This is a genomic window from Rhodococcus sp. 27YEA6 (assembly GCF_044908235.1).
Classification (GTDB): domain Bacteria; phylum Actinomycetota; class Actinomycetes; order Mycobacteriales; family Mycobacteriaceae; genus Rhodococcus_F; species Rhodococcus_F qingshengii.
In genome coordinates this window covers 681045-705488 of the sequence record NZ_JBIYCY010000002.1, presented here as the reverse complement: position 1 = coordinate 705488, position 24444 = coordinate 681045, and the positions used below count along the sequence as shown (strand labels likewise).

Annotated in this window: 22 protein-coding genes and 1 riboswitch; of the genes, 12 read left to right on the top strand and 10 right to left on the bottom strand. The window is 62.4% G+C overall.

Annotation, left to right across the window (positions count from 1 at the left end):
• Positions 1-36: 36 nt before the first annotated feature.
• From ABH939_RS09730 to ABH939_RS09715, 4 genes are all read right to left on the bottom strand, one after another.
• Entirely contained in the window at positions 37-2031 is a 1995-nt protein-coding gene (locus ABH939_RS09730) for an SDR family oxidoreductase (RefSeq protein ID WP_404649582.1), read from the bottom strand.
• A 50-nt stretch (positions 2032-2081) separates the two neighbouring features.
• Entirely contained in the window at positions 2082-2204 is a 123-nt protein-coding gene (locus ABH939_RS09725) for a hypothetical protein (protein ID WP_003940840.1), read from the bottom strand.
• Positions 2205-2488: 284 nt separating this feature from the next.
• Entirely contained in the window at positions 2489-2956 is a 468-nt protein-coding gene (locus ABH939_RS09720; protein WP_231915037.1) for a hypothetical protein, read from the bottom strand.
• A gap of 67 nt (positions 2957-3023) precedes the next feature.
• Positions 3024-5144 (bottom strand): MMPL family transporter, encoded by a 2121-nt coding sequence (locus ABH939_RS09715; RefSeq protein ID WP_075832774.1) that lies wholly within the window; start codon positions 5142-5144, stop codon positions 3024-3026.
• 71 nt (positions 5145-5215) lie between these two features.
• A riboswitch (cobalamin riboswitch) is annotated at positions 5216-5362 on the top strand.
• A gap of 115 nt (positions 5363-5477) precedes the next feature.
• Between ABH939_RS09715 and ABH939_RS09710 the strand changes: the two genes are divergently transcribed.
• Genes ABH939_RS09710 through ABH939_RS09695 form a run of 4 tightly spaced genes read left to right on the top strand, consistent with a single transcriptional unit; the run spans position 5478 to position 9107 of the window.
• On the top strand, positions 5478-6473 hold the full coding sequence (locus ABH939_RS09710) for an ABC transporter substrate-binding protein (protein ID WP_054188177.1): 996 nt from the start codon (positions 5478-5480) through the stop codon (positions 6471-6473).
• Positions 6470-7510 carry a FecCD family ABC transporter permease gene (locus tag ABH939_RS09705; RefSeq protein ID WP_404649581.1) on the top strand — a complete coding sequence of 347 codons (1041 nt, stop codon included), beginning with the start codon at positions 6470-6472 and terminating at the stop codon, positions 7508-7510. The genes ABH939_RS09710 and ABH939_RS09705 overlap by 4 nt, the downstream gene beginning before the upstream one ends.
• On the top strand, positions 7507-8340 hold the full coding sequence (locus ABH939_RS09700) for an ABC transporter ATP-binding protein (RefSeq protein ID WP_082238961.1): 834 nt from the start codon (positions 7507-7509) through the stop codon (positions 8338-8340). Before ABH939_RS09705 ends, ABH939_RS09700 begins: the two co-directional genes overlap by 4 nt.
• On the top strand, positions 8337-9107 hold the full coding sequence (locus tag ABH939_RS09695) for a (2Fe-2S)-binding protein (protein WP_404649580.1): 771 nt from the start codon (positions 8337-8339) through the stop codon (positions 9105-9107). Before ABH939_RS09700 ends, ABH939_RS09695 begins: the two co-directional genes overlap by 4 nt.
• 31 nt (positions 9108-9138) lie before the next feature.
• On the opposite strand, the gene phoA is transcribed toward ABH939_RS09695, so the two are convergent.
• Entirely contained in the window at positions 9139-10671 is a 1533-nt protein-coding gene (phoA, locus tag ABH939_RS09690; RefSeq protein ID WP_064112340.1) for an alkaline phosphatase, read from the bottom strand.
• A gap of 268 nt (positions 10672-10939) precedes the next feature.
• On the opposite strand from phoA, the gene ABH939_RS09685 reads away from it, so the two are divergent.
• The 4 genes from ABH939_RS09685 (at position 10940) to ABH939_RS09670 (ending at position 16657) form a co-directional block, all read left to right on the top strand.
• Positions 10940-14227: an error-prone DNA polymerase gene (locus ABH939_RS09685; protein WP_404649579.1), complete on the top strand. Its 3288-nt coding sequence runs from the start codon at positions 10940-10942 to the stop codon at positions 14225-14227.
• Between the two features lie 233 nt (positions 14228-14460).
• Positions 14461-14808: a hypothetical protein gene (locus tag ABH939_RS09680; protein ID WP_007727425.1), complete on the top strand. Its 348-nt coding sequence runs from the start codon at positions 14461-14463 to the stop codon at positions 14806-14808.
• A gap of 14 nt (positions 14809-14822) precedes the next feature.
• Positions 14823-15593, top strand: coding sequence for a glucose 1-dehydrogenase (locus ABH939_RS09675; RefSeq protein ID WP_030535097.1), 771 nt, complete (start codon positions 14823-14825; stop codon positions 15591-15593).
• A 56-nt stretch (positions 15594-15649) separates the two neighbouring features.
• Positions 15650-16657, top strand: coding sequence for an NAD(P)-dependent alcohol dehydrogenase (locus ABH939_RS09670; RefSeq protein ID WP_058226423.1), 1008 nt, complete (start codon positions 15650-15652; stop codon positions 16655-16657).
• On the opposite strand, the gene ABH939_RS09665 is transcribed toward ABH939_RS09670, so the two are convergent.
• Complete coding sequence (locus ABH939_RS09665) at positions 16644-17534, bottom strand: dienelactone hydrolase family protein (protein ID WP_058226424.1); 891 nt, start codon at positions 17532-17534, stop codon at positions 16644-16646. The genes ABH939_RS09670 and ABH939_RS09665 overlap by 14 nt on opposite strands.
• A gap of 33 nt (positions 17535-17567) precedes the next feature.
• Complete coding sequence (locus ABH939_RS09660; protein WP_058226425.1) at positions 17568-18407, bottom strand: CPBP family intramembrane glutamic endopeptidase; 840 nt, start codon at positions 18405-18407, stop codon at positions 17568-17570.
• Positions 18408-18492: 85 nt separating this feature from the next.
• Between ABH939_RS09660 and ABH939_RS09655 the strand changes: the two genes are divergently transcribed.
• Positions 18493-18801, top strand: coding sequence for a rhodanese-like domain-containing protein (locus ABH939_RS09655; protein WP_003940684.1), 309 nt, complete (start codon positions 18493-18495; stop codon positions 18799-18801).
• Positions 18802-18848: 47 nt separating this feature from the next.
• On the opposite strand, the gene ABH939_RS09650 is transcribed toward ABH939_RS09655, so the two are convergent.
• Positions 18849-19490 (bottom strand): dihydrofolate reductase family protein, encoded by a 642-nt coding sequence (locus tag ABH939_RS09650; protein WP_003940771.1) that lies wholly within the window; start codon positions 19488-19490, stop codon positions 18849-18851.
• Positions 19491-19564: 74 nt separating this feature from the next.
• Positions 19565-20650: a TDT family transporter gene (locus ABH939_RS09645; RefSeq protein ID WP_042449826.1), complete on the bottom strand. Its 1086-nt coding sequence runs from the start codon at positions 20648-20650 to the stop codon at positions 19565-19567.
• A gap of 91 nt (positions 20651-20741) precedes the next feature.
• On the opposite strand from ABH939_RS09645, the gene ABH939_RS09640 reads away from it, so the two are divergent.
• Positions 20742-21653: a LysR family transcriptional regulator gene (locus ABH939_RS09640; protein WP_030535095.1), complete on the top strand. Its 912-nt coding sequence runs from the start codon at positions 20742-20744 to the stop codon at positions 21651-21653.
• Between the two features lie 12 nt (positions 21654-21665).
• Here the strand turns inward: ABH939_RS09640 and ABH939_RS09635 are convergent, their stop codons facing one another.
• Positions 21666-22346, bottom strand: a complete 681-nt coding sequence (locus ABH939_RS09635) for a TetR/AcrR family transcriptional regulator (RefSeq protein ID WP_007727412.1) — start codon at positions 22344-22346, stop codon at positions 21666-21668.
• A 74-nt stretch (positions 22347-22420) separates the two neighbouring features.
• Here ABH939_RS09635 and ABH939_RS09630 point away from each other — a divergent pair, with 74 nt between their 5' ends.
• Entirely contained in the window at positions 22421-23557 is a 1137-nt protein-coding gene (locus tag ABH939_RS09630) for an NAD(P)/FAD-dependent oxidoreductase (RefSeq protein WP_007727411.1), read from the top strand.
• A gap of 7 nt (positions 23558-23564) precedes the next feature.
• Positions 23565-24398, top strand: a complete 834-nt coding sequence (locus ABH939_RS09625; protein ID WP_404649578.1) for a DUF3626 domain-containing protein — start codon at positions 23565-23567, stop codon at positions 24396-24398.
• The last annotated feature ends 46 nt before the right edge of the window (positions 24399-24444 follow it).

The window sequence follows — 24444 nt, the reverse complement described above, 5'->3', positions numbered from 1 at the left end:
TTGCCGAAACGCTCCGAGACGAAGTCACACCACCGGTCACCAGTGCGTACCGGGCACGAGTCGGGCGGCACGACGGCCGAGTTTGCGGATGCGCGAGCGCGAGTGGTGCTGTCGCGCCGGTGTTGCCGGAGCGTCTGCCGGAGTTTCCTTGTCTACCTGACCCTTTGCCGCCGGAGAATCGGGGAAGGCCTGGTACATCTGGTTGAGAATTCGGTCCTTGGTGTGCGGTGCGAACAGGGTTCCCAGATCACCCAGGGTTCCCAGTGGTACGTCGATGCGTTTGGGGCGGTCGATCAGCGCGCGGATCACCATTGCCGCAGCCTTTTCCGGGCTGGTGATCGGGCCGTTGTTGTATTCGCCGGTCGGAGCGATCATCGGTGTTTCGACCAGCGGCATGTGGATGGTCGTGAAAGTGATTCCGTCCGCCAGGGTTTCAGAGGCGGCTACGTCCGAGAAACCGTCGAGGGCGGCCTTGCTCGCCACGTAGGCCGAGAATCTAGGCGTTGCCGCCTGGACTCCCGCGCTGCTGATGTTCACGATGTGGCCGAAGCGGCGAGAACGCATGGTCGGTAACAAGGCGAGCACCAATCGCACAGCGCCGAAGTAGTTCACGGCCATCGTTCGTTCGTAGTCGTGGAAACGATCAGTGGAGTGGTAAATGCCGCGCCGGATGGATCGGCCGGCGTTGTTTACCAACATGTCTACGTGATCGTGTTCTGTCAGAATGCTTTTGATCGTGTGCTGGACCGACTCGTCGTCGGTGATGTCGCAGGGGTAACCGAACGCCTTGCCTCCGGCTGATCGAATCTGCTGTACTGCGGCATCGAGTTCGTCGGTGCGGCGTGCGATCAGGAGAACGGTGGCGCCCTTCTGAGCGGCGGCAATGGCCGATGCCTTGCCGATTCCGGAAGAGCCTCCGGTGATCAGAACGATCCGACCCACGAGTGGTCCTTCGGGACTGTTACGTCGTGCGCGATTGGGATCGAGGTTTGCGCGCCAGTACTTCCACAACACAGTGGAGTACGACCCGAACTCGGGGACCGCCAGTCCCGATCCGGCCAGGGCGGCAACGGTTCTCTCCGAGGTGAAGGTCGGCGCCATCGTCATGTTGTCGAGCAATGCTGCAGGCATGCCGATGCGATCGAGGAAGACCTTCCGTGCCGATTCTGCCGAGTCCATCGGCAAGGGCGAGACAAAGGGTTTGGCGATCACGCCCGGAAGGCTGAGTGCGGGCCGGGGTGCTCCGGCGGCCTTGGCGAGTCCGGCATAGATTTCGCGTACCGGTTGAGGTTTCGGATTCACGAGATGGAATGCTTCGCCGTCGTGGCCGGGCGCGTGCATCAATTCGACGAGGGCGGCGGCTACGTAATCGACGGGCACCACATTGGTTGCGCCGAGGTTGGGGATCGGGACGGGGAGTGCTGCAGGTAGTTTCGCGAGTAGCGCCAGTCCTGGAAACAAGTAGTACGGACCGTCGATCTTGTCCATCTCCCCGGTGACGGAGTTGCCGACCACGGCAGACGGCCGATAAACACGCCAGGTGAGGCCTTCTCGTTCTCGAACGAGCTTCTCGGCCTCGAACTTGGTTCGGTGGTAGGGCGTCGGAAAGCCTTGGCCGCAATCGAAATCGGTCTCGCTGAACGTGCCCGGATAGTCGCCTCCGACTGCGACCGATGACACGTGATGAAGGGTGGCTCCCAGTTTCGCAGCAAGTTCGACCACGGAGCGTGTGCCCTCGACATTCGTCGAAGCCTGCTCGTCTCCGGCGGTGATGTCGTAGATCGCGCCGAGGTGAAGGACGTGGTCGGCAGGTGGGGGAGAATCGATGCCCAGCCCAGGCTCGGTCAGATCTCCAATGAGCGGATGCACGCGATCGCCGCCGGGAATTGCCGACACCTGTTCTTCGAGTTTGGCGACAGAACCGGCTCTGACCAGCACATGGATCTGAGCAGTTTGATCACGCTCGAGCAGGAGTGGCAGTGCAGCTCGTCCGAGAAACCCGGTACCGCCAGTGACGATGTAAGTGGCCATAGTCGGTAACTTACTCCAAAGTAAGATCAGCGGCTAGAGGGAAACGAACATCAATGCGTCATGACCCCGTCCTCGGCGTCGAAGTCGATGCCCGCGGAGATGATTCCGGAGAACAAGAACGCGACGGCAAGCGCAAGAGCGGGGATTGCAAGGATCCATTCGAAAATTGTCATGCTCCAAGTCTGACGAAATCAGCTTCGGAGAACATCGCCCTGCGGAGCGATTTAGACGATCGGGCAGTCATCCTCGAGGACGACTGCCCGATCAGGGAAATCCACTAGGTCTGTTGCTGAAGAGTTTCGGGCGCAGTGGGGTGCGCGCTCGTCCTTGCGTCGCGTGACGTGATTTCGGATGAGATGTGGGCGGCCGTTGTTCCGAGGGTGTGAAGGCCATGCGCCGTCCGCCAGTAGACCGGCGCACCATCGTCGAGGCGATGGAGTGGCCAGGCCGGCAAACCCTAGGCCGGTTCAGCGCCCGACAAGTCCTCGACCGCATACGGGGTCGTTCCTTCGAACAGAACACCGATCCCGAAAGGATCGGCCATCTCGAGCCTTGACTCAGCGAACCGCAGCAGCCAGGTTCCGTCAGCCCAGATCACCGCCTCAGGTTCGCCGAACAGTGACTCCGTGGCGTCCAACTCCACGAGTTCGGAGTGGCGGAGGCCGAACTGTGGCCCACGCAGCTGTTGACGCAGGTAATCGGCGGCGACTTCGGCAAACTCACCGAACCGGGCCATCACGGTCGCAGCGAGCTCACACACCGCAGACTCCGGCACGGTGGCCGGCTCGATAACCAGACTCACCGGCCTGGAGTCACCGACCCCCTGGACATCGATGATCGATGTCCAGCACGCCAACGAATCGTCCGAGTCGACACGCGAAAACACTGCTGAGCCGACCACAACACTCTCAGGTAAGTCATCCACGACCCCTAGTCAAACACGGCTCTCCGCAGGATCCCAGGCACTCTTCAGCGACATGATCCAGTCGCGATCAGTGGCCGATGCCGACCTTCTCGTGAACCTTTTTCATCCACACAGGAGCCCACCAGTTCGCTTCGCCCATCAACTTCACGAGCGAGGGCACGAGCAACATGCGGATGATGGTCGCGTCGACGATCAGCGCGACGATCATGCCGACGCCCAGGAACTTCATCACTGACAGCCCTGACATTGCGAAGGCCCCCGTCACCACTATCAGGAGTAAGGCGGCAGCCGTCACGATGCGGCCGGTGCGCTCGGTTCCGAACTTGACCGCTTCCTCTGTCGTCGCTCCCGCGTTCTTGGCCTCGACCATCCGTGACATCAGGAAAACCTCGTAGTCCGTGGACAATCCGAACACCACCGCCAGGATGAGCACGACGAACGTCGCCTCCAGCGGAGTTTGACTGACCCCGAGGAGTTCGACGCCGTGTCCGTCCTGGAAGACGAAGGTGAGGACACCGAAGGTGGTCGCGAGGCTCAGGGCTGCCATCAGCACCGCCTTGATCGGCAGCACCACCGAACCGAACGCGAGGAACAACAGGATCAGGGTGGATCCGACCATGATGAGGATCATCACCGGTAGCCAGTGCAGGACGGCGTTGTTGCCGTCGTCGACCATGGCTTGACCGCCGCCGACAAGCAGCACCGTTCCGTCGGGAGCGGAGATCGCACGCAGATCTGTCACTGCGGCGCTCTGTGATTGGGGTGTAGAGCCCTCGCTGTAGAGAGCCTGAACCGCGACGAGTTGATTGGTGCTCGCGACGACGGTCGCCTGACCGATGCCCTCGACTTGACCGGCGGACTCGGCGATCGCTGCACCTTCGGCCGGGGTGAGAGTGTTCCCGTCCTCGGCCTGAAGGATCATCGTTGCGCCGTTTCCGGTTTGCGGGAAGTCGTTGACCAACGTGTCCATTGCGACGCGAGCGGGGTCGTTGTCCGGTAGTGCGGTGTACGAGAGTTCTCCCAGCCGGGCGCCGAGCAGCGGCGAGGCCATCACGAGCAGCACAGCCACGATCGTCACCGAGACTGCGACCGGACGCTTCATCACCCACGTGACGACGCGGCCCCAGAACTTGCGCGAGCGTTCCTCGCCGCGTTGCGCCGCATCCTTGCGCCACGTCAGGGCGTTGATGCGATGCCCCAGAATGGCAAGCAGCGCAGGCACAGCGGTCAGCGACAGGACGGCCGCGCTCAATACCGCAGCGATCGCGCCGAAGCCCAGAGACCGGATGACGGCCTGGGGGAATACGAGCATGCCGCTGAACGCACAGATCAGCAGTAGACCCGAGAACATGACGGTGCGACCCGCCGTCAGAACTGTCCGCTGAGCAGCCGCTCCCGGGTCCGAGCCCGAATTCAGTTCTTCACGGAACCGACCGACCACGAACAGTCCGTAGTCGATGGCAAGTCCCAACCCGAGAAGAGAAGCGACGTTGATCGAGAACGAGGACACATCGGTGATCAGCGTGAGGATTCGCAGAACGGCCAAAGCGCTCAGGACACTGAGTACACCCACGAACACGGGCACGGCAGCGGCGACGATGCCGCCGAAGATGAAGACCAACAGCACCAGAGTGATCGGAATGGCGATGGCTTCGGCGACCACCAGGTCCTTCTCGAGCTTGGTGTTGAATGCGACGCCGACGACGGTGTTACCCGCGAATTGTGCCTCGGCACCTTCGACTTCGAGCTTCGGCAGGAGATCGGCGAAAGTGGCGGGCGTGACGCCCGAGTCCGGTGCCAACGTGATCGCAACGGCCGCCATGGATCCGTCGTTCGAGAGCAGGCTGGCCTTCGCTGCGGCGTCTGTTCCCCAATACGATTTCACCGAAGCGGTCGGCACTTCGGTTTTGAATTGGTCGACGGCGGCTGTCACTGCCGGCCCGATGTCGTCCAGAGTCTTGCCGTCCGTGGGCGAGTAGATCGCGATGATGTCCGGGGTCTGCGGTCCGAGATTGTCTTCGATGATGTCGGCGACCTTCGCGGAGTCGCTGCCCGGATCGATGAAGCCGCCCTGGCTGAGCTTGCCGAACACTCCGAGTCCCCACACCCCACTGATGAGAACTATCAGAACCGCGAGGCTCAGTACCCACCATTTCCGGGCGACGACGGTTTGGGCCCAGCGTGTCATGTATCAACTCCGGTGTGTGGGGGCGTCTGGCCAGATCGACTGTAGTGGGCGTTTGGTCTTGAATCGGAAACGTCATGCATACTGCTCGAAGCACTTGCAAGCCACGCGTGTGGGGGAAGCCGGTCCGAATCCGGCGCTGACCCGCAACGGTAGGTCGATTCTCGGTAGTCACCGAGTGTCGGCAAGCCCGATTACCCGCCGCGCGGTGTGCGACATCCATTCGTCGTGGTCTACGAAAAGGAAGTCCAGCAGGAGCTCTGGCCGAGGATCAGCGTGCGGGCGGAGTTGTCTGTCGGATTCTCATTCGTGGCTCAGAGCCCTTACGAGGTCCCCGTGTCACTTCAGTTCTCCCCGTCCCGCGCCGCCGCTGTTCTCATCGCGGTCGCCTTGGTTTCGGCAGGTTGTTCCAAAGGTCAGGAATCAGAGTCGGCGTCTGCTGCGGAATCCTTCGCACAGCCGGTATCCGTGACCAACTGCGATCGCGAGATGACCTTCGATTCGCCGCCGCAGCGCATCGTGTCTTTGAACGGACACGTCACCGAAGCCCTCATCGAGATCGGCGCGGGTGATCGGATTGTCGGGCGGGCGTACAGCGACAACCCGCCAACTGCCGAGACCGCCGATGTATTCAACAAGATTCCCAGCCTTTCCGATACGTTCCCCAGCATGGAGCAGGTCCTCGACGTCGATCCGGACTTCGTGGTCGGAGGAATGACCAGTGCCTTCAACGAGAAGCAAGGCCGTTCCCGAGACGCTTTCGGCGAGCGCGGAATCAACACCTTCCTCTTCTCGGAATACTGTGGCACCGGTTTCCCCGACATCGGATTGCTCGAGAACGACTACACGCAACTCGGTCGAGTCCTGGGCGTCGAAGATTCCGCCCGCGAGGTCGCAGAGCAGATCAGCGATGGTCTCGATTCCGTCCGCGCTTCGGTCGGAGACGCGGCGCCGGTACCGACCTTCTTCTACGACAGCGGTGACCAGGTTCCGACGACCATCGGCGGAGTCGGCGTCGGTCAATTGGTCGCGGAATACTCCGGCGTCTCGAACATCTTCGCCGAAGGGACAAAGCCCTACATCGACGCATCGTGGGAAGCTGTTGCCGAGCGTGCACCCCAGGCAATCGTGGTCATCGACTACGGCGACAAGACCGCCGAGCAGAAGATCGACTTCCTCCGTGCCCAGCCGTTGATGGCGACCACCCCTGCTGTGCAGCAGAACCGGTTCGTCGTGGTTCCTCTCGCTGACCTGTTCGAGAGTTCACGGTTGGTGCGTTCGGCACAGACCATCGCAACAGCCTTCCATCCAGGCGCTGACGCGGCGAAGTGACCCGCACGCATTACGGGTACGGCGCCCTGCTTGTCGGCTTGGCGGTCGCCTTGGCGATCGTCCTGGGGTTGGCCGTCTCCTTGGGATCGGTTCGCATTCCCGTCGGTGACGTCTGGGCGATAGTCGGAGCCCGTTTGGCGCCAGGGACTTTCGAGACGTGGTGGACCGCGGCGCGGGAGTCGATCGTGATCGACTCCCGCCTGCCACGTGCACTCACTGCCGCGGTAGTGGGTGCTTCGTTGGCCATGGCAGGTGCAGTTGCTCAAGCTGTCACCCGTAATCCGCTTGCCGATCCGTATCTGCTCGGAGTCTCGTCGGGCGCGGGATTCATGGTGGTGCTCGTGTCGGTGCTGGGTTTCGGCGCCGGCCTCCTCGGGGTTTTCACGATTCCGGTCGCAGCATTCGTCGGGGCGATGATCCCGTTGTTTCTCGCACTGCTGATCGGCGGCCGGTATCCGCAGCCGACCGCGATCATTTTGGTGGGTGTCGCGCTCGCCCAGATATTCTCGGCGCTCATCACCTTTTGCATCCTGGTATTGGCCGATGATCGGCACGTGACGTCGGTGATGCACTGGATTGCCGGCGGATTCGGTGATGCACGATGGTCGACGCTGATCTTCCCGACGATCACACTGGCCGTCGTCGGCACAGCCCTTCTGTTCAGTTCGCGATGGATGGACGTTTTGCAGACCGGTGACGACGGGGCTGCTGCACTCGGTATGAACGTCCGACGGTTCCGTGTGTTGTCCTTGCTCGCGGTCTCCGTACTGGCGGGCGCAGCAGTCAGCGTTGCCGGTGGAATCGGTTTCATCGGTCTGCTGATCCCGCATCTGGCCGGCTTCATCGTCGGCACCAGAGCAATTCGACTGCTCCCTGCTGCAGCCCTGCTGGGCGCCGTCGCGATGGTTGCCGCAGATACCGCTGCGCGCTCGGTGGCACAATCCACTGAAGTTCCGGTCGGAGTGATCACGGCCCTCGTGGGTGCACCGATCTTCGTCTGGATGCTCTACCGGCAGTATCGGAGGCTCGAACAGTGACACAGGCCAGAACAGTGACACAGGCCAGAACAGTGGCACTCCCGAAAGACTCCGAAACTGCGCCCCTGCTCGAACTCGTCGAGACCCGGGCGCGGCTCGGAAATCGCGAAGTGTTGCGCGGCATCACTTTCGCAGTCAAGTCCGGTGAAATATTGGGCTTGGTCGGGCCGAACGGCAGTGGCAAGACGACGGCGCTGCGCTGCTGCTACAACGCTTTGACGCCGACAGGTGGCGCAGTTCTGATCGATCAAGTCGACTCGACGACGCTCTCGCGTAAGGACATCGCCCGAACTGTCTCGGCAAGTGTTCAAGAACCCACTGTCTCGGCAGGACTGTCGGTTCGTGAATCGATCGCGCTCGGACGAACTCCGCACCGCAGCTGGTTGGACCGAAGCACGGAGCGCGATACCGCCATCGTGGACCGGTGCATCGAGCAGGTCGGTTTGGTCGAGCTTGCCGGACGAGACGTATCGACCCTGTCGGGTGGTGAGCGGCAACGTGTCTCGATAGCTCGCGCATTGGCTCAGGAGCCCAAGGTTCTGTTGTTGGACGAGCCGACCAATCATCTCGATCTTCGTCACCAGTTGATCGTGATGGAACTGCTTACCGAACTTGCGTCGGCGGGGCTCGCAGTTGTGGTCACGATGCACGATCTACGGTTGGCAGTCGAGTACTGCGACAACCTTGCCGTGCTCACCGAAGGTGAACTCCGCGCGTGTGGGTCTACGGTCGAGGTGTTGGACGAGCCGTTGTTGGCCGAGGTTTTCGGCATCAGGGCGCGAGTCGAACGCGGAGTACGTCCGCGGATGGAGATATTGGGGCTGGCATGACGGAATCGGTGGCCGGGATCTACGCCCGTATGGCAGTAGCTGTGCCGTTCTTCGACAACCTGAGCGCGTATCCGGATACGGTGCCCGCGGTCTTGATGACCGACCCCCAGTGGTTGGCAGCACGTGTCGCCGATACGGCAGAGCGATGGGGGAGTGCGGACAGTCGAGTGAACGGCACGTTGTGGTGGTACTCGGCCAGCTCGACGCTGACCGGCATTCCGATCGGAACCGGGATGGTCACCGGGTTCGCGGCCGATCCATCGTTGGACGGTGGGCGGATCTTCTTGCGTGACAACGGCTATCTGGGCGGGTTTGCTGCCGGATCGGTCATTCCGATCTCGCGGAGTGTGGCGGAGTTGGGCCACGCGATGTTCCGCTCACTCAGTCCCGTGATCGAGGTACTCGCCGAGGTGTCCGGCGTTCGGCAGCAGGCGCTGTGGGCGATCACAACGGACTCCATCGCCAATCGCAGCCTCGATGCCGCCGGTAATGCGCGGGAGCGCGGAAGTGCATTTGCGGCCGGTCTGATCGAAGTTCTCCGCGGTGAGAACCCGGGCATTCCGGTCCCGCGTTTCGTGGACGTGGATCGCAGAGAATCTGCTGTGCGCGTAAGTAATCCATTGACGCCGGTGGCATTCGGGCGACGCAGATTCACGCAGCGGGCGTCGTGCTGCCTGATCTACGAGGTACCCGGTGAAGGCAAATGCACCAGTTGCCCGAAGCGCGCACCCGAAGATCGGGTGCGCGCCTTGGCTGCTCTGGTGTGACTGTGGGTGGGCGGATTCAGGTGTTATCGGATCAGTGAGCTGCGACCTTGGAACGGTCGAGTCCCAGCGCGTCGGTCATCGTGAAGAACAGGTCGGTCTGGTCCGTGAGACCGCTGACGTTGGCCGCATGCGGGCCGAAAGCTGCTACGCGCAACTGAGTTCCGGTGTGTCCTTCGGACTCGACGGCCGGATCCTCGGACGTTCCGTAGCTGATCGTCATCTCCGAGCCGTCCTTGGTGGTCAGCTTGCGGGTCAGGCCGGGGTAGACGATTTCCTGGGCGCGCTCGACCGGGATGTTCTGGTCCTTGGCGATGGTGGCGATGTCGTCGGCGCTGACATTGGTGACGATCTGGCTGGTGTGAGCGTGGTCGGCTGTGACGATGACCAGGGTTTCTCCGTCGGTCTTCGCGAATTCGAGTGCCTTCTGCACAGCTTCGTCGAGGTCGACGGTTTCACCGATCTGACCGCATGCGTTGGCTGCGTGATCCTGCTTGTCGATCGAGGCACCTTCGACCTGGAGGAAGAATCCGTTGTCGTTGACCTTCAGTAGGTCGATGGCCTTCTGAGTCATGTCCGCGAGCTTGGGCACGTCGGAGGTTCGCTTGGGGTTGTCGACGCAGGTTTCTGCGGGCTGCAGGTAACCGTCACGGGTGGCGACAGAGCCTTCCCAGCGGACGGGCATGTTGCCGTCGGCGAACAAGCCGAGCACGGGTGCATCCTGATCGGCCTTGCCGACCTCGTTCATCTCGGCGGCATTCTTCACCAGCTGGTAGCCCCGAGCTGCGGCCTGCTCGTTGAGTGTCTTGCCCTGCCAGTCACCGGCTTTCGCAGTCTCGGCGAAGGACTTGGCGCCGCCGGCGAAGGTGACGTCGGCGCGGGTGTCGAGGAGTTGTTCGCTGATCGACCCCTTGCCGCCGTTCTCGAGGGCGTTCTCCGGGCAGGACTTGGACGTTGCCTCCGGTCCGTAGCACTTGCGGCCACTGACGTGCGCGACCTGCACTGCGGGGGTGGCGTCCTGCACCTCGGCGGTGGAGACGTTGCCGGTGGCCTTGCCGTTCGCCTTGGCGATCTCGAGGACGGTCGACTGGGCCTGACCCTTGATGTCGACGGAAATCGCGCCGTTGTAGGTCTTGGTGCCGGTGGACCATGCCGATCCGCTGGCTGCGGAGTCGGTGACGTAGTCGGGCTTGCCGTCCTTGGTCAGTGCGTAGTGCGTGTACTGGCCGGTGATCGGCAGGGCATCGAGACCGGGGAAGCTGCCGGCAGCGCCCTCGGCGTAGTTGCGCGCGGCGGTGATCTCCGAGTCGCCCATGCCGTCGCCGATCAAGAGAATGACGTTCTTCGCGCCGGAAGCGTTGACGGCGTCGCGCACTGCGGCCGACTGATCACCGTCGATGCGGCGAGCACCACCGTTCGAGGACAGTTCGCCGGTCGCGGCGCGATCGACGGTCGTGCCGTTCGAGCCGGTGGCCTCGTCGGCGCTGCTGCTGCAGCCGGCAGCGGCCAGAACGGCGACGGCGCCGGCGACGGCCGTCAACCTACGTGTGTTGCGCGAGAACGACATACGAGTAGTACTCCTGGAAACAGTATGGATGGAGATTATGAACGCCGCTAATGATCTGGGGCGAAAGTGAACGGAGTGCAGACATGCGTACATCTGAATGTGACGAGACGGTGAGGGTTGAGATTCGCTCTGTTGACTGTGGGTGAGTGACCTGTCAGACTGAATCTGCATCGAACATCAGTTCGATGCATGTGGTGCGTCTTCCCTTTCGGCATCCTCGAGCAGTCGGTCGTCCCTGACGGCCGACTCGATCAGGTGCGAGGTCAGTGTGGGTTGGGGAAATGGGCCGCCGACGTGGTCCGAGATGGAACGGGTGCTTTCCGGACGACCCGGCCGTGTGGAACATGAGGATTTGTTTCCGGGCGATGGAAGCGACAGCCCCGCCTGGTCAAGAAAGCGCGGCGAGTACCACGCGGGCGAGCTCACCCGTGGTGCCGGTGTAGTTCCTTACGCAGAACTGCACGCTCACTCGGCCTTCAGTTTCCTCGACGGTGCATCACCGCCGGAAGAGCTGGTCGAGGAAGCAGTGCGTCTCGGGCTCGAAGCTATCGCCGTCACCGATCACGACGGCTTCTACGGCGTGGTGAGGTTTGCGGAAGCCGCACGTGAATGGGGAATGCGCACCGTGTTCGGGGCCGAGTTGTCTCTGGATTCGGTACCCAGAACCGGCACGGCAGATCCCGGTGGAACGCACCTCCTGGTACTTGCCCGTGGGCAGGAAGGGTATCGCCGGCTCTCGCGGGAGATCGCTGCCGCGCATCTGGCGGGCGGCGAGAAGGGCAAACTGCAGTACGACTACGACGTGCTGACCGAAGCGGCCGGTGGTCACTGGCAGATCCTGACCGGGTGCCGGAAAGGTCATGTGCGGCAAGCCTTGACGTCGGGTGGTCGCGAAGCAGCGGCGGATGCCTTGGGGGATCTGGTCGAGCGTTTCGGGGCGGAGCGAGTGTCGGTGGAACTCACTCATCATGGGTTGGCGGAGGACGACGAGCGCAATGCCGTTCTGGCCGAATTGGCGAGAGAGCATGGACTACGTACGGTGGCGACCACCGCCGCGCACTTCGCCGCTCCTCCGCGTCGACGCCTCGCCATGGCAATGGCGGCTGTGCGGTCGCGTCAAAGCTTGGACGAGGCAGCAGGATGGTTGGCCCCTACCGGCGGAGCGCACCTGCGGTCCGGCGCGGAGATGGCGGCACTGTTCTCGCTCTATCCCGAGGCTGTCAGTAGTGCCGCCGATCTTGGTCGTGAGTGCGCTTTCGATCTCAAGCTCATCGCGCCCAAATTGCCACCGTTCGACGTGCCAGCCGGGCATACCGAGGCGTCGTGGTTGCGTGAGCTCACCATGGTGGGGGCGCTGGAACGCTACGGACCGCCGGAAGGTGCACCGAAGGCATACAAACAGCTCGAACATGAACTTGCCATCATCGAGGGATTGAACTTTCCCGGATATTTCCTGGTGGTGCATGACATCGTGTCGTTCTGCAAGAACAACGACATCCTCTGTCAGGGAAGAGGTTCCGCTGCGAACTCGGCGGTGTGTTACGCGATCGGCATCACCAATGTCGATCCGGTTCGCAACAAACTGCTGTTCGAGAGGTTTCTTGCGCCTGAACGTGACGGCCCGCCGGACATCGACGTGGACATCGAGTCGGATCGCCGGGAAGAGGCGATCCAGCACGTGTACGCGAAGTACGGGCGTACGTATGCCGCGCAGGTAGCCAATGTCATCACCTATCGAGGAAAGTCGTCGGTGCGGGACATGGCTCGGGCGCTGGGCTTTTCGCAGGGACAGCAAGATGCGTGGAGTAAGCAGGTCGGCCGGTGGGGTGGTATCGACAAGAATGCGGATACCGATATTCCGCGTCCGGTACTCGAACTGGCGGCGCAGATCGAAGGCTATCCGCGGCACCTCGGTATCCACTCAGGCGGCATGGTCATCTGCGATCGTCCCATCGCCGACGTCTGCCCGGTGGAGTGGGCGCGGATGGCCAATCGCAGTGTCCTGCAATGGGACAAGGACGATTGCGCTGCCGCTGGGCTGGTCAAGTTCGATCTGCTCGGCCTCGGCATGCTCTCAGCTTTGCACTACATGATGGATCTGGTGGCCGAACACAAAGGCATCACAGTCGATTTGGCGCAACTCGATCTGTCGGAAACAGCGGTGTACGAGATGTTGCAGCGGGCAGATTCGGTGGGTGTGTTCCAAGTGGAATCACGTGCGCAGATGGCGACACTGCCGCGTCTGAAGCCTCGAAACTTCTACGACCTGGTAGTCGAGGTCGCGCTCATCCGTCCGGGGCCGATCCAAGGCGGGTCAGTGCATCCGTACATTCGTCGGCGCAACAAACTCGAACCTGTGTCCTACGACCATCCGTCGCTCGAGAAGGCACTCGAACGCACGTTGGGGGTTCCGCTGTTCCAGGAACAGTTGATGCAGATGGCCGTCGACGTTGCGGGCTTCACGCCGTCCGAGGCCGATCAATTGCGTCGGGCAATGGGATCGAAACGCTCCACCGAGAAGATGGAACAACTGCGTGCGAGGTTCTATCAGGGCATGCGAGACCTACACGGCATCGGTGACGAGGTTGCCGACCGGATCTACGAAAAGCTGTATGCATTCGCTAATTTCGGTTTCCCGGAAAGCCATTCACAGAGTTTTGCCGCGCTGGTCTTCTACTCCTCGTGGTTCAAACTTCATCATCCCGCTGCGTTCTGCGCCGGACTTCTGCGCGCGCAGCCCATGGGTTTCTACTCGCCGCAGTCCTTGGTTGCCGATGCGCGCCGGCACGGAGTGCAGGTACACGGTGCAGACATCAATGTCAGCCTCGCGCATGCCACCGTCGAGGCAGGTGGATTCGAGGTTCGGCTGGGGCTGGGGGAAGTGCGCAACATCGGCGATGCACTCGCCGAGAAAATTGTCGAACAGCGCGACCTCGGTGGACCGTTCACGTCGTTTCTCGATCTGACGGGGCGGGTGGAACTGACTACCGCACAAGCTGAATCGCTGGCGACCGCCGGTGCGCTAGCCAGCTTCGGTATCTCGCGTAGAGAAGCGCTGTGGGCAGCGGGCGCTGCGGCGGGGGAGCGCCCCGACCGCTTGCCCGGTATCGGTGCGTCGGTCACAGCTCCCACCTTGCCCGGCATGAGTGACGTCGAATTGGCGGCGGCGGATGTCTGGGCGACAGGAGTATCTCCCGACACGTACCCGACACAATTCCTCCGCCCACAGCTCGACGCGCTCGGCGTGGTGCCGGCGTCGAGACTTCTCGACATCCCGGACGGTGACCGTGTGCTGGTGGGGGGAGCAGTCACACACCGGCAGCGTCCGGCCACAGCTGCGGGCGTCACGTTCATCAACCTCGAGGACGAAACCGGCATGGTCAACGTCGTGTGTTCGGTGGGGTTGTGGGCAAAGTACCGAAAATTGGCAAATACGGCGCCGGCGTTGCTTATTCGAGGGAAGGTGCAGAATGCAGAAGGCGCTGTCACCGTCGTGGCAGACCGGATGCAGCTGATGGATCTGCGAGTAACGGCCAAATCGCGAGACTTCCGTTAACGCCTGATTCTGGCCACCGTGTTAGTGCCGAGAGACAGTTTTGTGCCGAGAGGACAAATGTGGAGCTCAACTCTGACCTCCGAGCATATGGTGCGGGTCACATTTGCTCCCTAGGGTTGTCGCTTGAGCGCGATCGATTCACCACACGCAGCCGCGGTCAGTTGCCTTGCGCGTGAATATCGTCGCCTTCCAAACGCGCTGAACCAAAGCACTTCGAGTCGAAGAGGAACTTCATGAGCACAGCGATTCTCGTCGCACACGTACACCCCGCCGATCCGTCTTCGGAGGATGCGTTCAACCGTTGGTACGACGACGTGCATATTCCGCAGGTCGTCGAACGAGTGCCCGGAGTTGTCTCCGCCTCCAGATTCTTCCTGGCGGATGTGCAGTTGCTGCCCGAGGATGCATTGCCCGCGCGCCGCTACCTGAGCATCTATCAACTCGACACGGAAGATCTCGCGGGCACCGCGCAGGCGTTGGGAAGTGCTTTGGGCGACGGAACTCTCGACATGTCCGAGGCCATCGCGACCACCGGCGACACCGGACCCGAATTGCTTTTCTACGTCCCGACCGAGAATTGAAGGGGAACGCTGACATGTCCGATCTTCTCGCGAACAAAGTTGCAATTGTCACCGGCGCAGGTGCCGGAATCGGCGCCGCCATTGCCCGGGCGTTCGGGGCGGAGGGCGCGAGGGTCGTGGTCTCCGACATCAACGGTGGCGGAGCACAGGCAGTGGCGGACTCGATCGACGGAGCTATCGCTGTCACAACTGATGTCACCGACGAACAGCAGGTCAAGGATCTCGTCGCCAGAGCGGTCGAAGAGTTCGGCGGACTGAACGTCGTAGTACCCAACGCCGGTATCGCCACCACGACCCCGCTGATCGAGACCTCGTTCGAGGACTGGCGGAAAGTGATGTCGGTCAACCTCGATGGAGTGTTCTTGACAGTGCGTCATTCGCTGCCCGCTCTCGTCGCATCCGGTGGCGGTTCGATCGTGAACATCTCGTCGATCTCGTCGACCACCGGCTCGCCTTTGATCGGCAGCTATGCCGCAGCCAAAGCAGCAGTTCGCAATCTCACCGAAACCCTGTCAGCCGAACTTCGCTTCCACGGAATCCGCGCGAATGCATTGCTGCCCGGATTCATCGATACCGACCTGGTCAAGAGTCACCAGCAGGATTTCGAGAATGCCCTCGGCCTCGAGTCCGGGGGATTCGACGACTTGATGGTCACGAAGCAGACGCGCTACGGCCGGACCGAGGAAGTTGCCGCCGCCGCAGTGTTCTTTGCGAGCGACCAGTCGTCGTGGTGCAACGGCAGCAGCCTGGTTCTCGACGGAGGGTTCACCGCTTCTCTCCTCTGAGCAGCAGAACCCTTTCCGAACGTCACCCGATCACCATTCGTGCGAGGATCCACACCATGACCAACCGCGCCGTGTACGTACTCCCGCCTGGAGGATTGAACAACCTCGAATCGAGGACGATCGAGACCCCGGGCCCGGGTGCGGGTGAGGTGACGATCGCGATCCACGCGAATTCGCTCAACCACCATGACTACCTCGTGGCGACCGGAGAGATAGCAACCGACGGTCCGCGGATCCTGTTGTCCGATGCTGCCGGGGAGGTCGTTGCGGTCGGAGACGGCGTAACGCAGTTCAGCGTCGGAGATCGCGTGATGAGCACCTATTTGCCGCATTGGCGGAGCGGCACACCGGATTTCGACGGATTCGGAAATTCGCCGGGTGACGGTGTCGACGGGTTCGCCCGCGACACCGTCACCGTGCCGGTATCTGCTGTGACAGTGATGCCGCGAAACTACACCTACGAGGAAGCCGCTACCTTGCCCACCGCAGGTTTGTCAGCGTGGCGCGCACTATTTGCCGGAGTCCCGATCATCCCAGGGTCGTCGGTGTTGATCCCTGGGACCAGCACGGTGGCGCTGTTTGCCGTCCAGCTGGCCAAAGCTGTTGGAGCTCAGGTGATCGCAACGTCGTCGGCCCCCGACAAGATGGCACGATTGGTCGAGCTCGGTGCCGATCACGTGGTCAACTACCGTGAGCGCCCGGACTGGGGTTCGGAAGCGATGCGGCTCAGCGGCGGGATCGACCTCGTCCTCGACGTCGGCGGGCCGTCCACCCTCGGCCAATCTCTGGCGGCAGTCCGACCAGGCGGGCGAATCTGCGCGCTTGGCATCATGAACGGCCCCTCGTCGTCGATCGACCTGACTTCGCTACTGACCAAACAGGTCACCATCGAAGGTGTTCTGGTGGGCAGTCGTGCACATCAGGAGGAGATGGTCGCCGGGCTGGAGAGCCTGGCGCTTCGTCCCGTCATAGATTCTTCCTTCAGCCTCGACCGCCTCGCTGACGCTTTCGAGCAGCAGAAATCCGGGCAGGCCTACGGCAAGATCGTCATCACAAACCCTTGATCGCTTGCCGGTCCCAACGGGGATCGGTGAGGATTTCCGCCGAGTCGCCGACAAATGCACGTGCGGCAGTCTGGTCGCCGCTCAGGGTGAATCTCAGCCACGCGGTGAGGTAGCCCCGGAATCCTTCGCCATCTGCGGCCCAATTGTGGCCGACGCCAAGCAGTCTGCCGCGGACCGCCGGTCCGGCGGTTTTGTCGAAGTACTCAGCTTGCGGATCGGCGGTGGAGACCGGGTCGTCGGCGCCGGTCATGAAGAACGTCGGTCCGGTCAACTGGGCCACGTCGATCACGTCGACAGGTCGCGAGGCCCACCACGGGTCAGGCAAATCGAGTACCGCCGTGGCGGTGATCAGATTCGCGGACTGGGTTGCCGCGTTGATCGCGCCACCGGCGCCCTGGGAGTGTCCGACCGAGGCAATGTTGTCGGTGTCGATCCGCTGGTGAAAAATGCTCTCAGCGTTGGTGTTCTGATCGACGACGTACTGGGCAGCCCCCAAGATCTCCGTCCCGTCGCCGGTGACGCTGCTGTCGGCCACCACAACGACAAAACCCCAAGAAGCGAGATGCTGCAGGAGCGCTTCGTACTCTTCGTAAGTCGCATAGCTGCCGTTGCCGAAGGTGACGACGGGATGCCGATTGCCATCAGACGACAAGTCGGCTGGGTAGAACAGTTGGTACCCGGGAACTGAATCGGCAGCCACTTCGTGCGCGCCCTGGGCTGCATACAGATCGCTGATCGATTCCGACGCGATGGATTCGGTGGTCGCGACTTCGGGAGTTGTCGGAACCCCCGCGGTGGCATGAGTGACGGCACCGGAGAGTGCCAGCACACACGATGCAGTCACGACGGCGAACGAGTACTTGGTTCGAGAAGGCATGGGCACAAGTATGTCTTGTACGGTCGCGGTCGGTCAGGCCGAGACGGGTGTGTGCCGTTCTTCGCCGATTCGATCTCGGATGAGGAAGACGGCGATCACCCCGAAGACGACCAAGAGGACCGTCAGTAGAGAGGTGATGGCGGCGGCGCCGCTCACTTCCGTGGTCACCGAAGTGTCCAGCCCGCCGGTCGAGAGAATTGTGGTGGGGTCGGTGAGGCCGTGTAACACGATTGCGGCCCAGATCGTGCCCGTCACACGCATTGTCAGGTACATGCACATACCGAAACCGAAGGTGTAGACCACGGTGACAAGGACGGTTGACGCCTTCATCCCGGCGATGAGGTTGACGGTGTGCATGAGTGCAAACACCAGGGACGACACGACGGCGACAAAGCGTTCCCGGTGGCCGGCGTCGCGCAACATCTTCACTGCCAGGCCACGGGTGGCCAATTCCTCGGTCAGGCCGACGCACGCACCGAGCACCAGCAGGGCGATTACCTCGCCGGTGGTCCAAGCGCTCCAATCGGTTCCCGCCAGATGCGCAACAATGGCGGCGACCACGATGATCGGACCGATCCACATCCAACCGCGCCCACGAATGGGTTGTGGGCCGAAGACGCCGCGCAGCCAGCCGACCTTTGTCGTGAAAACCAGCAGGGCGATCCCGCCGATCGCGATGGGCAATGCGACGCCGAGGAGGATGCTGGAGGCGCTTGCCACGACATTGTCCGTGTCGATCTGGTCTGCAAAAACCCTGGAGGTAACCTGCCCGACAGCAAGATAGAACGCCAGGTAGACGACGATCAGCAGGAGCACTTTCCATACGGTGGGGCGACTCCAAAAACCGGACTTTTCGGGAACCGTATTGGTCATTGTCAGATCGTAAAGGGAGCTGCACGAAAACGCGCGGGTACCGTCTATTCGGACAGCAGCGAACACGAAGGCAGGCGCAGAAGAAATGTTGGAAGTCGATTTGAATGCACTGGACACGGCTTTGGCAGCGGGTGAGCCGTTGATCGACGTCCGTGAGGCCGATGAGTTCGCTCAGGTCCGAGTTCCCGGTGCGACGCTCATTCCGCTCAGCGAATTCGTCTCTCGCGTGGGTGAAATTCCGGACGCGGAAACGGTGTACATCATCTGCGCCGTCGGTGGTCGGAGCTTGCAAGCCGCTGAGTATCTGCAGGCTCGCGGCATCAATGCCGTTTCGGTGGCCGGTGGAACGATGGCGTGGTACCAGTCGGGGCGCCAGGTCGAGACCGGCGAATAGTGCGTAACTGTTGGGGCAGCTCCCGTTTACGGAGCTGCCCCAACACGTCACTTCCGCCAGAACAGGTGGTGCGTCACGCCGCTCGGGCTCGGCACAACGTCGAGGTTGAAGCGGTCGAGTAACTCGTCAGGTGTCTCCCACAGTCGTAGACCGGATCCGAATTCGATCGGGGAGACAGCGATGTGCATCGTGTCGACCAGATCGGCGTCGAGGAATTCACGGATAGTGCTGACTCCGCCGCCGAGTCGAACGTCCTTGCCCTGCGCTGCCTCACGTGCCTGCGCGAGGGCCGTCGCGGGGTCGGCGTCGACGAAGTGGAATGTCGTGTCCGATAGCGTGAACGACGGCCGCACGTGGTGGGTCAAGACAAAAACCGGGGTGTGGAACGGTGGCTCGTCGCCCCACCAGCCCTGCCACTCGAGATTCTCCCAAGGGCCGCGGTAGGGTGAGAATTTGTTGCGGCCCATGATTTCGGCGCCGATGTTGTTGGAGAAGTCCCGCGTGAAATAGTCGTCGAGGCCTCGGCTGCCGCCGGGATCGGTGCGATTGGGCCAGCTGGCCGTAGCTCCTGCCCACGCAAACATTTCACCGTGGTCCAGGCCGAACGGGCTCTCGAAGCTCTGGTCCGGACCGCAGGCTATTCCGTCACTCGAAACGCCGAAATTCTGCACTCGCAATAACTGACTCACCGTGTACTCCTGCTCTCGACAATGGTCTACGTGAGTACAGACCGTACGGCGAGCCAAAACTCATCGGTGCGAATTCATGCAGCCGCCGGTAGAACTCCACTGCGGATCGACCGGACGGTCCTGACCGCGACGGTTGCCCAGATGGGGATCAGTACGGTCAGCAGGGCAAGTGCGATTCCCAGGATCAGGGTGGAACCGGTGGCGACTCCGAAGGCATTCGCTCCGACGGCACATGCTCCGATGGGGAAGGTGAAGCTCCACCAGCCGAGCGAGAAGTCCAAGCCGCGGCGCAGTGCGTGGATGGTGACGACGGTGACGGTGACAAACGCGATCACGCCGATGATTCCGACGACGGTTCCGTAGGCGATCCCGAATTCGTGCAGGGTGTCGGCATGCTCGGGGCTGAGTGCATGCCGTGAGGCGGCGGCCAACAGGTTGGATGCCGCGATCGACTGTCCGATCACGCCCAACGGAATCCACAGTGAGGGAATGGCATTGAACGGGATCACGTCGACGCCGGCCGAACGGTTGCGTGCGAACTGCCTGGCGACGGCTACCAGAATGCCGATGGCGGCGGTCAGCGCCAGAGCGAACAGGATGTAGCAGAAAACCAGTACCGCGATGCGTGGAGCGCCTTCGGGCATGTGGGTGCTGACCGCTGCGCCGGTGGTGGCCGAGACCATCGGAGGTACGACGGGCATGAGCCAGAACGGCATTGCCGTCGCCATCCCGGCATCTCGAACGAGTCGAATCATCATCACGACGTAGGTGACCAGGCCGAGTGCCGTGCCGAGTGTCCACAGTGTCAGCGACACGGTGATCGCCACGTCGTGGCCGAGGAAGTCCGGGCCGGTGATGCCGGTTGCGGATCCCACGGTCAGCAGTGCCATTGCGACGGCGCCGTAGAAGGGGAACATCGCGGGGCTGTGCAGGTAGGCGAGGGCCTGACATCGATGTTGTGACCAATGGGTGGCAAATGCTCCGATCAAGGCGCACAGTACGAGAACCGCCAGAACCCAGAAGATCTCGGAGACCAGTTTCAAGCCCTCGATCTCCGGTTCGAGCGAAGCGGCGGCCACCGACACGATTCCCGTTCCCATCGCTGCCGCGAACCAGTTCGGAGTGATGTGGGCGAAGGTGGAACTCGTTGTGGTGGTCATGTATTTCACTGTCGTCTCATCCGGTCCGTACCGGTAGACCGGTTGTTCTTGAATGCCCACAAACTCGCCTTGTGGGTCTAATCTTGGGACTATGTCGTTGTCTCCTCGGGTGCCGGAACTCAGTGCCCTCGACGTCCTCCTTTCCGTAGGGCGTCTGGGCAGCATGGGTGCTGCCGGCCGGGAGCACGGACTCAGTCAGCAGGCGGTCAGCGCCCGGGTGCGTTCGGTCGAACGCCAACTCGGAATCAAGGTGTTCGATCGAGCGGCGACCGGTGTTCGTCCCACCGCCGAGGGCGGTCTGATTCTCGAGTGGGCAAGTCACATCCTCGTCAGTGCCGAGGAAATGGCATCGGGAGTTGCCGCACTTCGCGGTGAACGTGATGCTGCCGTCACGGTTGCCGCCAGCATGACCATCGCCGAGTATCTGGTTCCCGGATGGACGGTCGCGATGCGGCACAAGTTCCCCAACGTCGTGGCGTCGGTGAGCTTGCACAATTCCTCGGACGTCTCTGCTCAAGTTCAGGCCGGCCAGGCCGATATCGGATTTGTCGAAGGGCCGGATGTGCCGTCGGCGCTCGCGTCGTGCGAAGTAGCGCGTGATCACCTCGTCGTGGTTGTGCCGCCGGGACACGACTGGGCGAATGGTGTGCCCGTTCCGGTCGAGGAACTCGCACGCACACCGCTGATTCAGCGAGAATCAGGGTCCGGTACGCGCCTGACGCTCGAGAATGCTGTTCCCGATTGTGTGCCGCCGCTGCTCGAGCTCACCTCGTGTACCGCTGTCAAGGCTGCGGTGGTGGCAGGCAACGCCCCGGCTGTTCTGTCGTCGCTGGCAGTTGCCGCCGACCTGACGGACGGCCGACTGGTCGCGGTCAACGTCGACGGCTTGCGGATGCCGCGTCGACTCCAAGCCGTCTGGGATCCCGATCGCGGATTGCGCGGTGCGGCAAGAGATTTCCTCGATATAGCGCTCGGATCCAACACCGCTGTTCATTCACGCTGACGGCTACGGCCGCTATCGGACGGTGTCGATCCCCGCGAGGATGAGCTCGATGCCTGCCAGAAACTGTTCTCGGTCGTCGTGGTCGCGCAACTGCGCCGTCACCTGATTGAGGAACGGGTACTTCGCAGAGTCGAGTTCTTCCCATCGCGTGGCGACGCCCGCGAGGAAAGCGGACCGATCTGTCTCACGGGGGAGCAGACGGGCGCCCGCGGCGTACTGTCCGGCGAGACCGAGCACGTAGTTCAGGAGCGCGGACGCGCAGTCGAACTGTGCCGATTCGGGAACGCCGAGCGCCTGGAGTTGCTCGCCGAGACTTTCGAAGATCTGCATCACCGCTGATTGCCACGGTTCACGTGAGAGTTGGGTGCCGACCCAGGGGTGGGCGTCGATCGCGTCGAACACGCCGAGGGTGATGGTCCGGATCGCCTCCCGTGGGGCTGCGCCTTCGGTTGCACCGGTTGTCACGCGGGCGATGACGTCGTCGGTCGCCGCGGCGAGCAGTTCGCTCTTGTTGGCAACGTGCCAGTAAATCGCCCCGCTACCTGTTGCCAGGCGTGCGGAGAGTGCGCGAAATGTCAGCGCGGCTTCGCCCTCGTCGTCGAGGATCTCGATCGCAGCCTCGACGATTCGCTCCTTCGAGAGCGCATCCGTACGTCGTTCGGTCCGCTGATTCCTGGTCGCCATGCGAACCATCTTGACATATCTGGAACGCCGTTCCAAGATGTCATTGGAACGACGTTCCAATCGAAGCCTGAAAGGAAACAAACATGAGCAACTCGATAACGATCATCGGGGCGGGCCTCGGCGGTCTGACCCTCGCGCGTGTCCTTCACGTTCATGGAATTCGGTCGAAGATCTACGAGGCGGAACTGTCGGCAGAAGCTCGCACGCAGGGCGGTCAACTCGACATCCACGAACACAACGGTCAGGCCGCGCTCGACGCTGCCGGCCTTACCGACGAGTTCCGCGCGATCATCCACGCGGGCGGCGCCGCGTCGCGCGTACTCGATCAACACGCCGCCGTGCTCCTCGACGAACCCGACGACGGCACGGGAGCACGTCCCGAGGTGCTGCGCGGCGACCTCCGTCGAATCCTGATTGATTCCCTTCCGGACTACACGATCGAATGGGGACGCAAAGTCGACACTGTGCGCTCGCTCGGAGATGATCGCCACGAGTTGACCTTCGTCGACGGTTCGACAGTGACCACCGACTTTCTCGTCGGTGCAGACGGTGCCTGGTCGAAGGTCCGGCCGCTGCTCTCCGATGCGAAGCCGGAATACGTCGGCACCACGTTCGTCGAGACCTACCTCTACGACGTCGACGAGAAGCATTCGGCTGCAGCCGAAGCCGTCGGGGACGGGGCGATGTACGCGCCCGCACCAGGAAAAGCGATCGCCGCGCATCGAGAGGCGGGAGACATCGTGCACACCTACGTTCAGCTGAACCGTCCGGCGGAGTGGTTTGCCGGTATCGATTTCACCGACGCCGCCGCTGCGACAGCGCGGGTCGCGGCCGAGTTCGACGGTTGGGCACCGGAACTCACGGCGCTGATCACCGATGGCGAAACCGCTCCGATTCCGCGCGCGATCCATGCACTTCCCGACGAGCACCGATGGGATCGCGTGCCTGGGGTGACGCTTCTCGGTGACGCGGCGCACCTGATGTCCCCGTCCGGTGAGGGTGCGAACTTGGCGATGTTCGACGGCGCCGAACTGGGAAAGGCGATCGCCACGCACCCCGACGACATCGAAGGGGCACTCGCCGAGTACGAAGAAGCGATGTTCGTGCGCAGCGCATCCGAGGCCGCGGACTCGCACGTGATCCTTGATCTCTGCCTCGGTGAAGGCACACCGTATTCACTGGTCGATTTCTTCACCGGCGCTGCTTCCATATCCGGATAATGGGCGAATGCCTGTTGATTCCACTCCTTGGTCTGCCGCGATTGCGCACGTGAGCGGTCTCTCGAAGGGCGGCCCGTTGGATCGAAATCACCGGGTGACGTTGCACTTTCATCCGGACCTCCCGTCTGAACGTGGTCTGACACTGGCCTCGATCGCACGTCAAGGCACCTATGTGACCCAGTTCGAGACTCGAACGAGCAACGGCGGACTGACGGCGCATCACGGCGGCGATCGTTGGCGTTGGGAGAGTCGGATATTCGGCGGAGCTTACGACGAGCGAGAGCCCTCGGAACGGCCGAAGTACGGAGCGTTGAACTTCTCCGCCGATCCCTACGGGGCATCCCCTCGGTTCGGCTCGTCCTACTTCCGGCTTGCCGAGCACACACTCGACCGCACCACCTTCTGCTTTCCCGACAGCGTCTTCGAGCCTGATCTCTTCGGAACGGCCGAAGCGATGAGCTTGGTCGACGCCGCACGGGCTGCCGAGCTCGACGATCCGCTCGACCACTACATCGAGGCGCACGTCCACGGCGCCGTCGACATCGGAACGGACGTCGAGGCGCTCGTTCTGGATCCGAGTTACCGGGGCACACTGATCGAAGAGATCGCCCACTCGTTCACGTGCCCGGTGCTGTGGCACGAGGGATACGCGGTCGATGTCGACGAGATAGCCGAACATCCCGAATACCGGGGAGCGGCCGTGATCGACCTTGCCCGAGAAATTGCGCACGGCAGGCGGCTGACGCCTGCCGTACTGGGGCTCGCACGGGGTGCATCCTTCGATCCGCAGGACGTCAAGAAGGTTTGGCACTACATCGCTCGATTCGGCGGCAGAGCGTAGAACTGGGCATTCGCGTACAGCTGCCCGTCGACGACCGCCGGTCCCG

Excerpts from the sequence above, each read along its gene's own strand:
- ABH939_RS09730 (WP_404649582.1), bottom strand. The coding sequence starts at position 2,031 with ATGGCCACTTACATCGTCACTGGCGGTACCGGGTTTCTCGGACGAGCT.
- ABH939_RS09725 (WP_003940840.1), bottom strand. The coding sequence starts at position 2,204 with ATGACAATTTTCGAATGGATCCTTGCAATCCCCGCTCTTGCGCTTGCC.
- ABH939_RS09715 (WP_075832774.1), bottom strand. The coding sequence starts at position 5,144 with ATGACACGCTGGGCCCAAACCGTCGTCGCCCGGAAATGGTGGGTACTG.
- ABH939_RS09695 (WP_404649580.1), top strand. The coding sequence starts at position 8,337 with ATGACGGAATCGGTGGCCGGGATCTACGCCCGTATGGCAGTAGCTGTG.
- phoA (WP_064112340.1), bottom strand. The coding sequence starts at position 10,671 with ATGTCGTTCTCGCGCAACACACGTAGGTTGACGGCCGTCGCCGGCGCC.
- ABH939_RS09680 (WP_007727425.1), top strand. The coding sequence starts at position 14,461 with ATGAGCACAGCGATTCTCGTCGCACACGTACACCCCGCCGATCCGTCT.
- ABH939_RS09675 (WP_030535097.1), top strand. The coding sequence starts at position 14,823 with ATGTCCGATCTTCTCGCGAACAAAGTTGCAATTGTCACCGGCGCAGGT.
- ABH939_RS09670 (WP_058226423.1), top strand. The coding sequence starts at position 15,650 with ATGACCAACCGCGCCGTGTACGTACTCCCGCCTGGAGGATTGAACAAC.
- ABH939_RS09665 (WP_058226424.1), bottom strand. The coding sequence starts at position 17,534 with ATGCCTTCTCGAACCAAGTACTCGTTCGCCGTCGTGACTGCATCGTGT.
- ABH939_RS09660 (WP_058226425.1), bottom strand. The coding sequence starts at position 18,407 with ATGACCAATACGGTTCCCGAAAAGTCCGGTTTTTGGAGTCGCCCCACC.
- ABH939_RS09655 (WP_003940684.1), top strand. The coding sequence starts at position 18,493 with ATGTTGGAAGTCGATTTGAATGCACTGGACACGGCTTTGGCAGCGGGT.
- ABH939_RS09645 (WP_042449826.1), bottom strand. The coding sequence starts at position 20,650 with ATGACCACCACAACGAGTTCCACCTTCGCCCACATCACTCCGAACTGG.
- ABH939_RS09640 (WP_030535095.1), top strand. The coding sequence starts at position 20,742 with ATGTCGTTGTCTCCTCGGGTGCCGGAACTCAGTGCCCTCGACGTCCTC.
- ABH939_RS09635 (WP_007727412.1), bottom strand. The coding sequence starts at position 22,346 with ATGGTTCGCATGGCGACCAGGAATCAGCGGACCGAACGACGTACGGAT.
- ABH939_RS09630 (WP_007727411.1), top strand. The coding sequence starts at position 22,421 with ATGAGCAACTCGATAACGATCATCGGGGCGGGCCTCGGCGGTCTGACC.
- ABH939_RS09625 (WP_404649578.1), top strand. The coding sequence starts at position 23,565 with ATGCCTGTTGATTCCACTCCTTGGTCTGCCGCGATTGCGCACGTGAGC.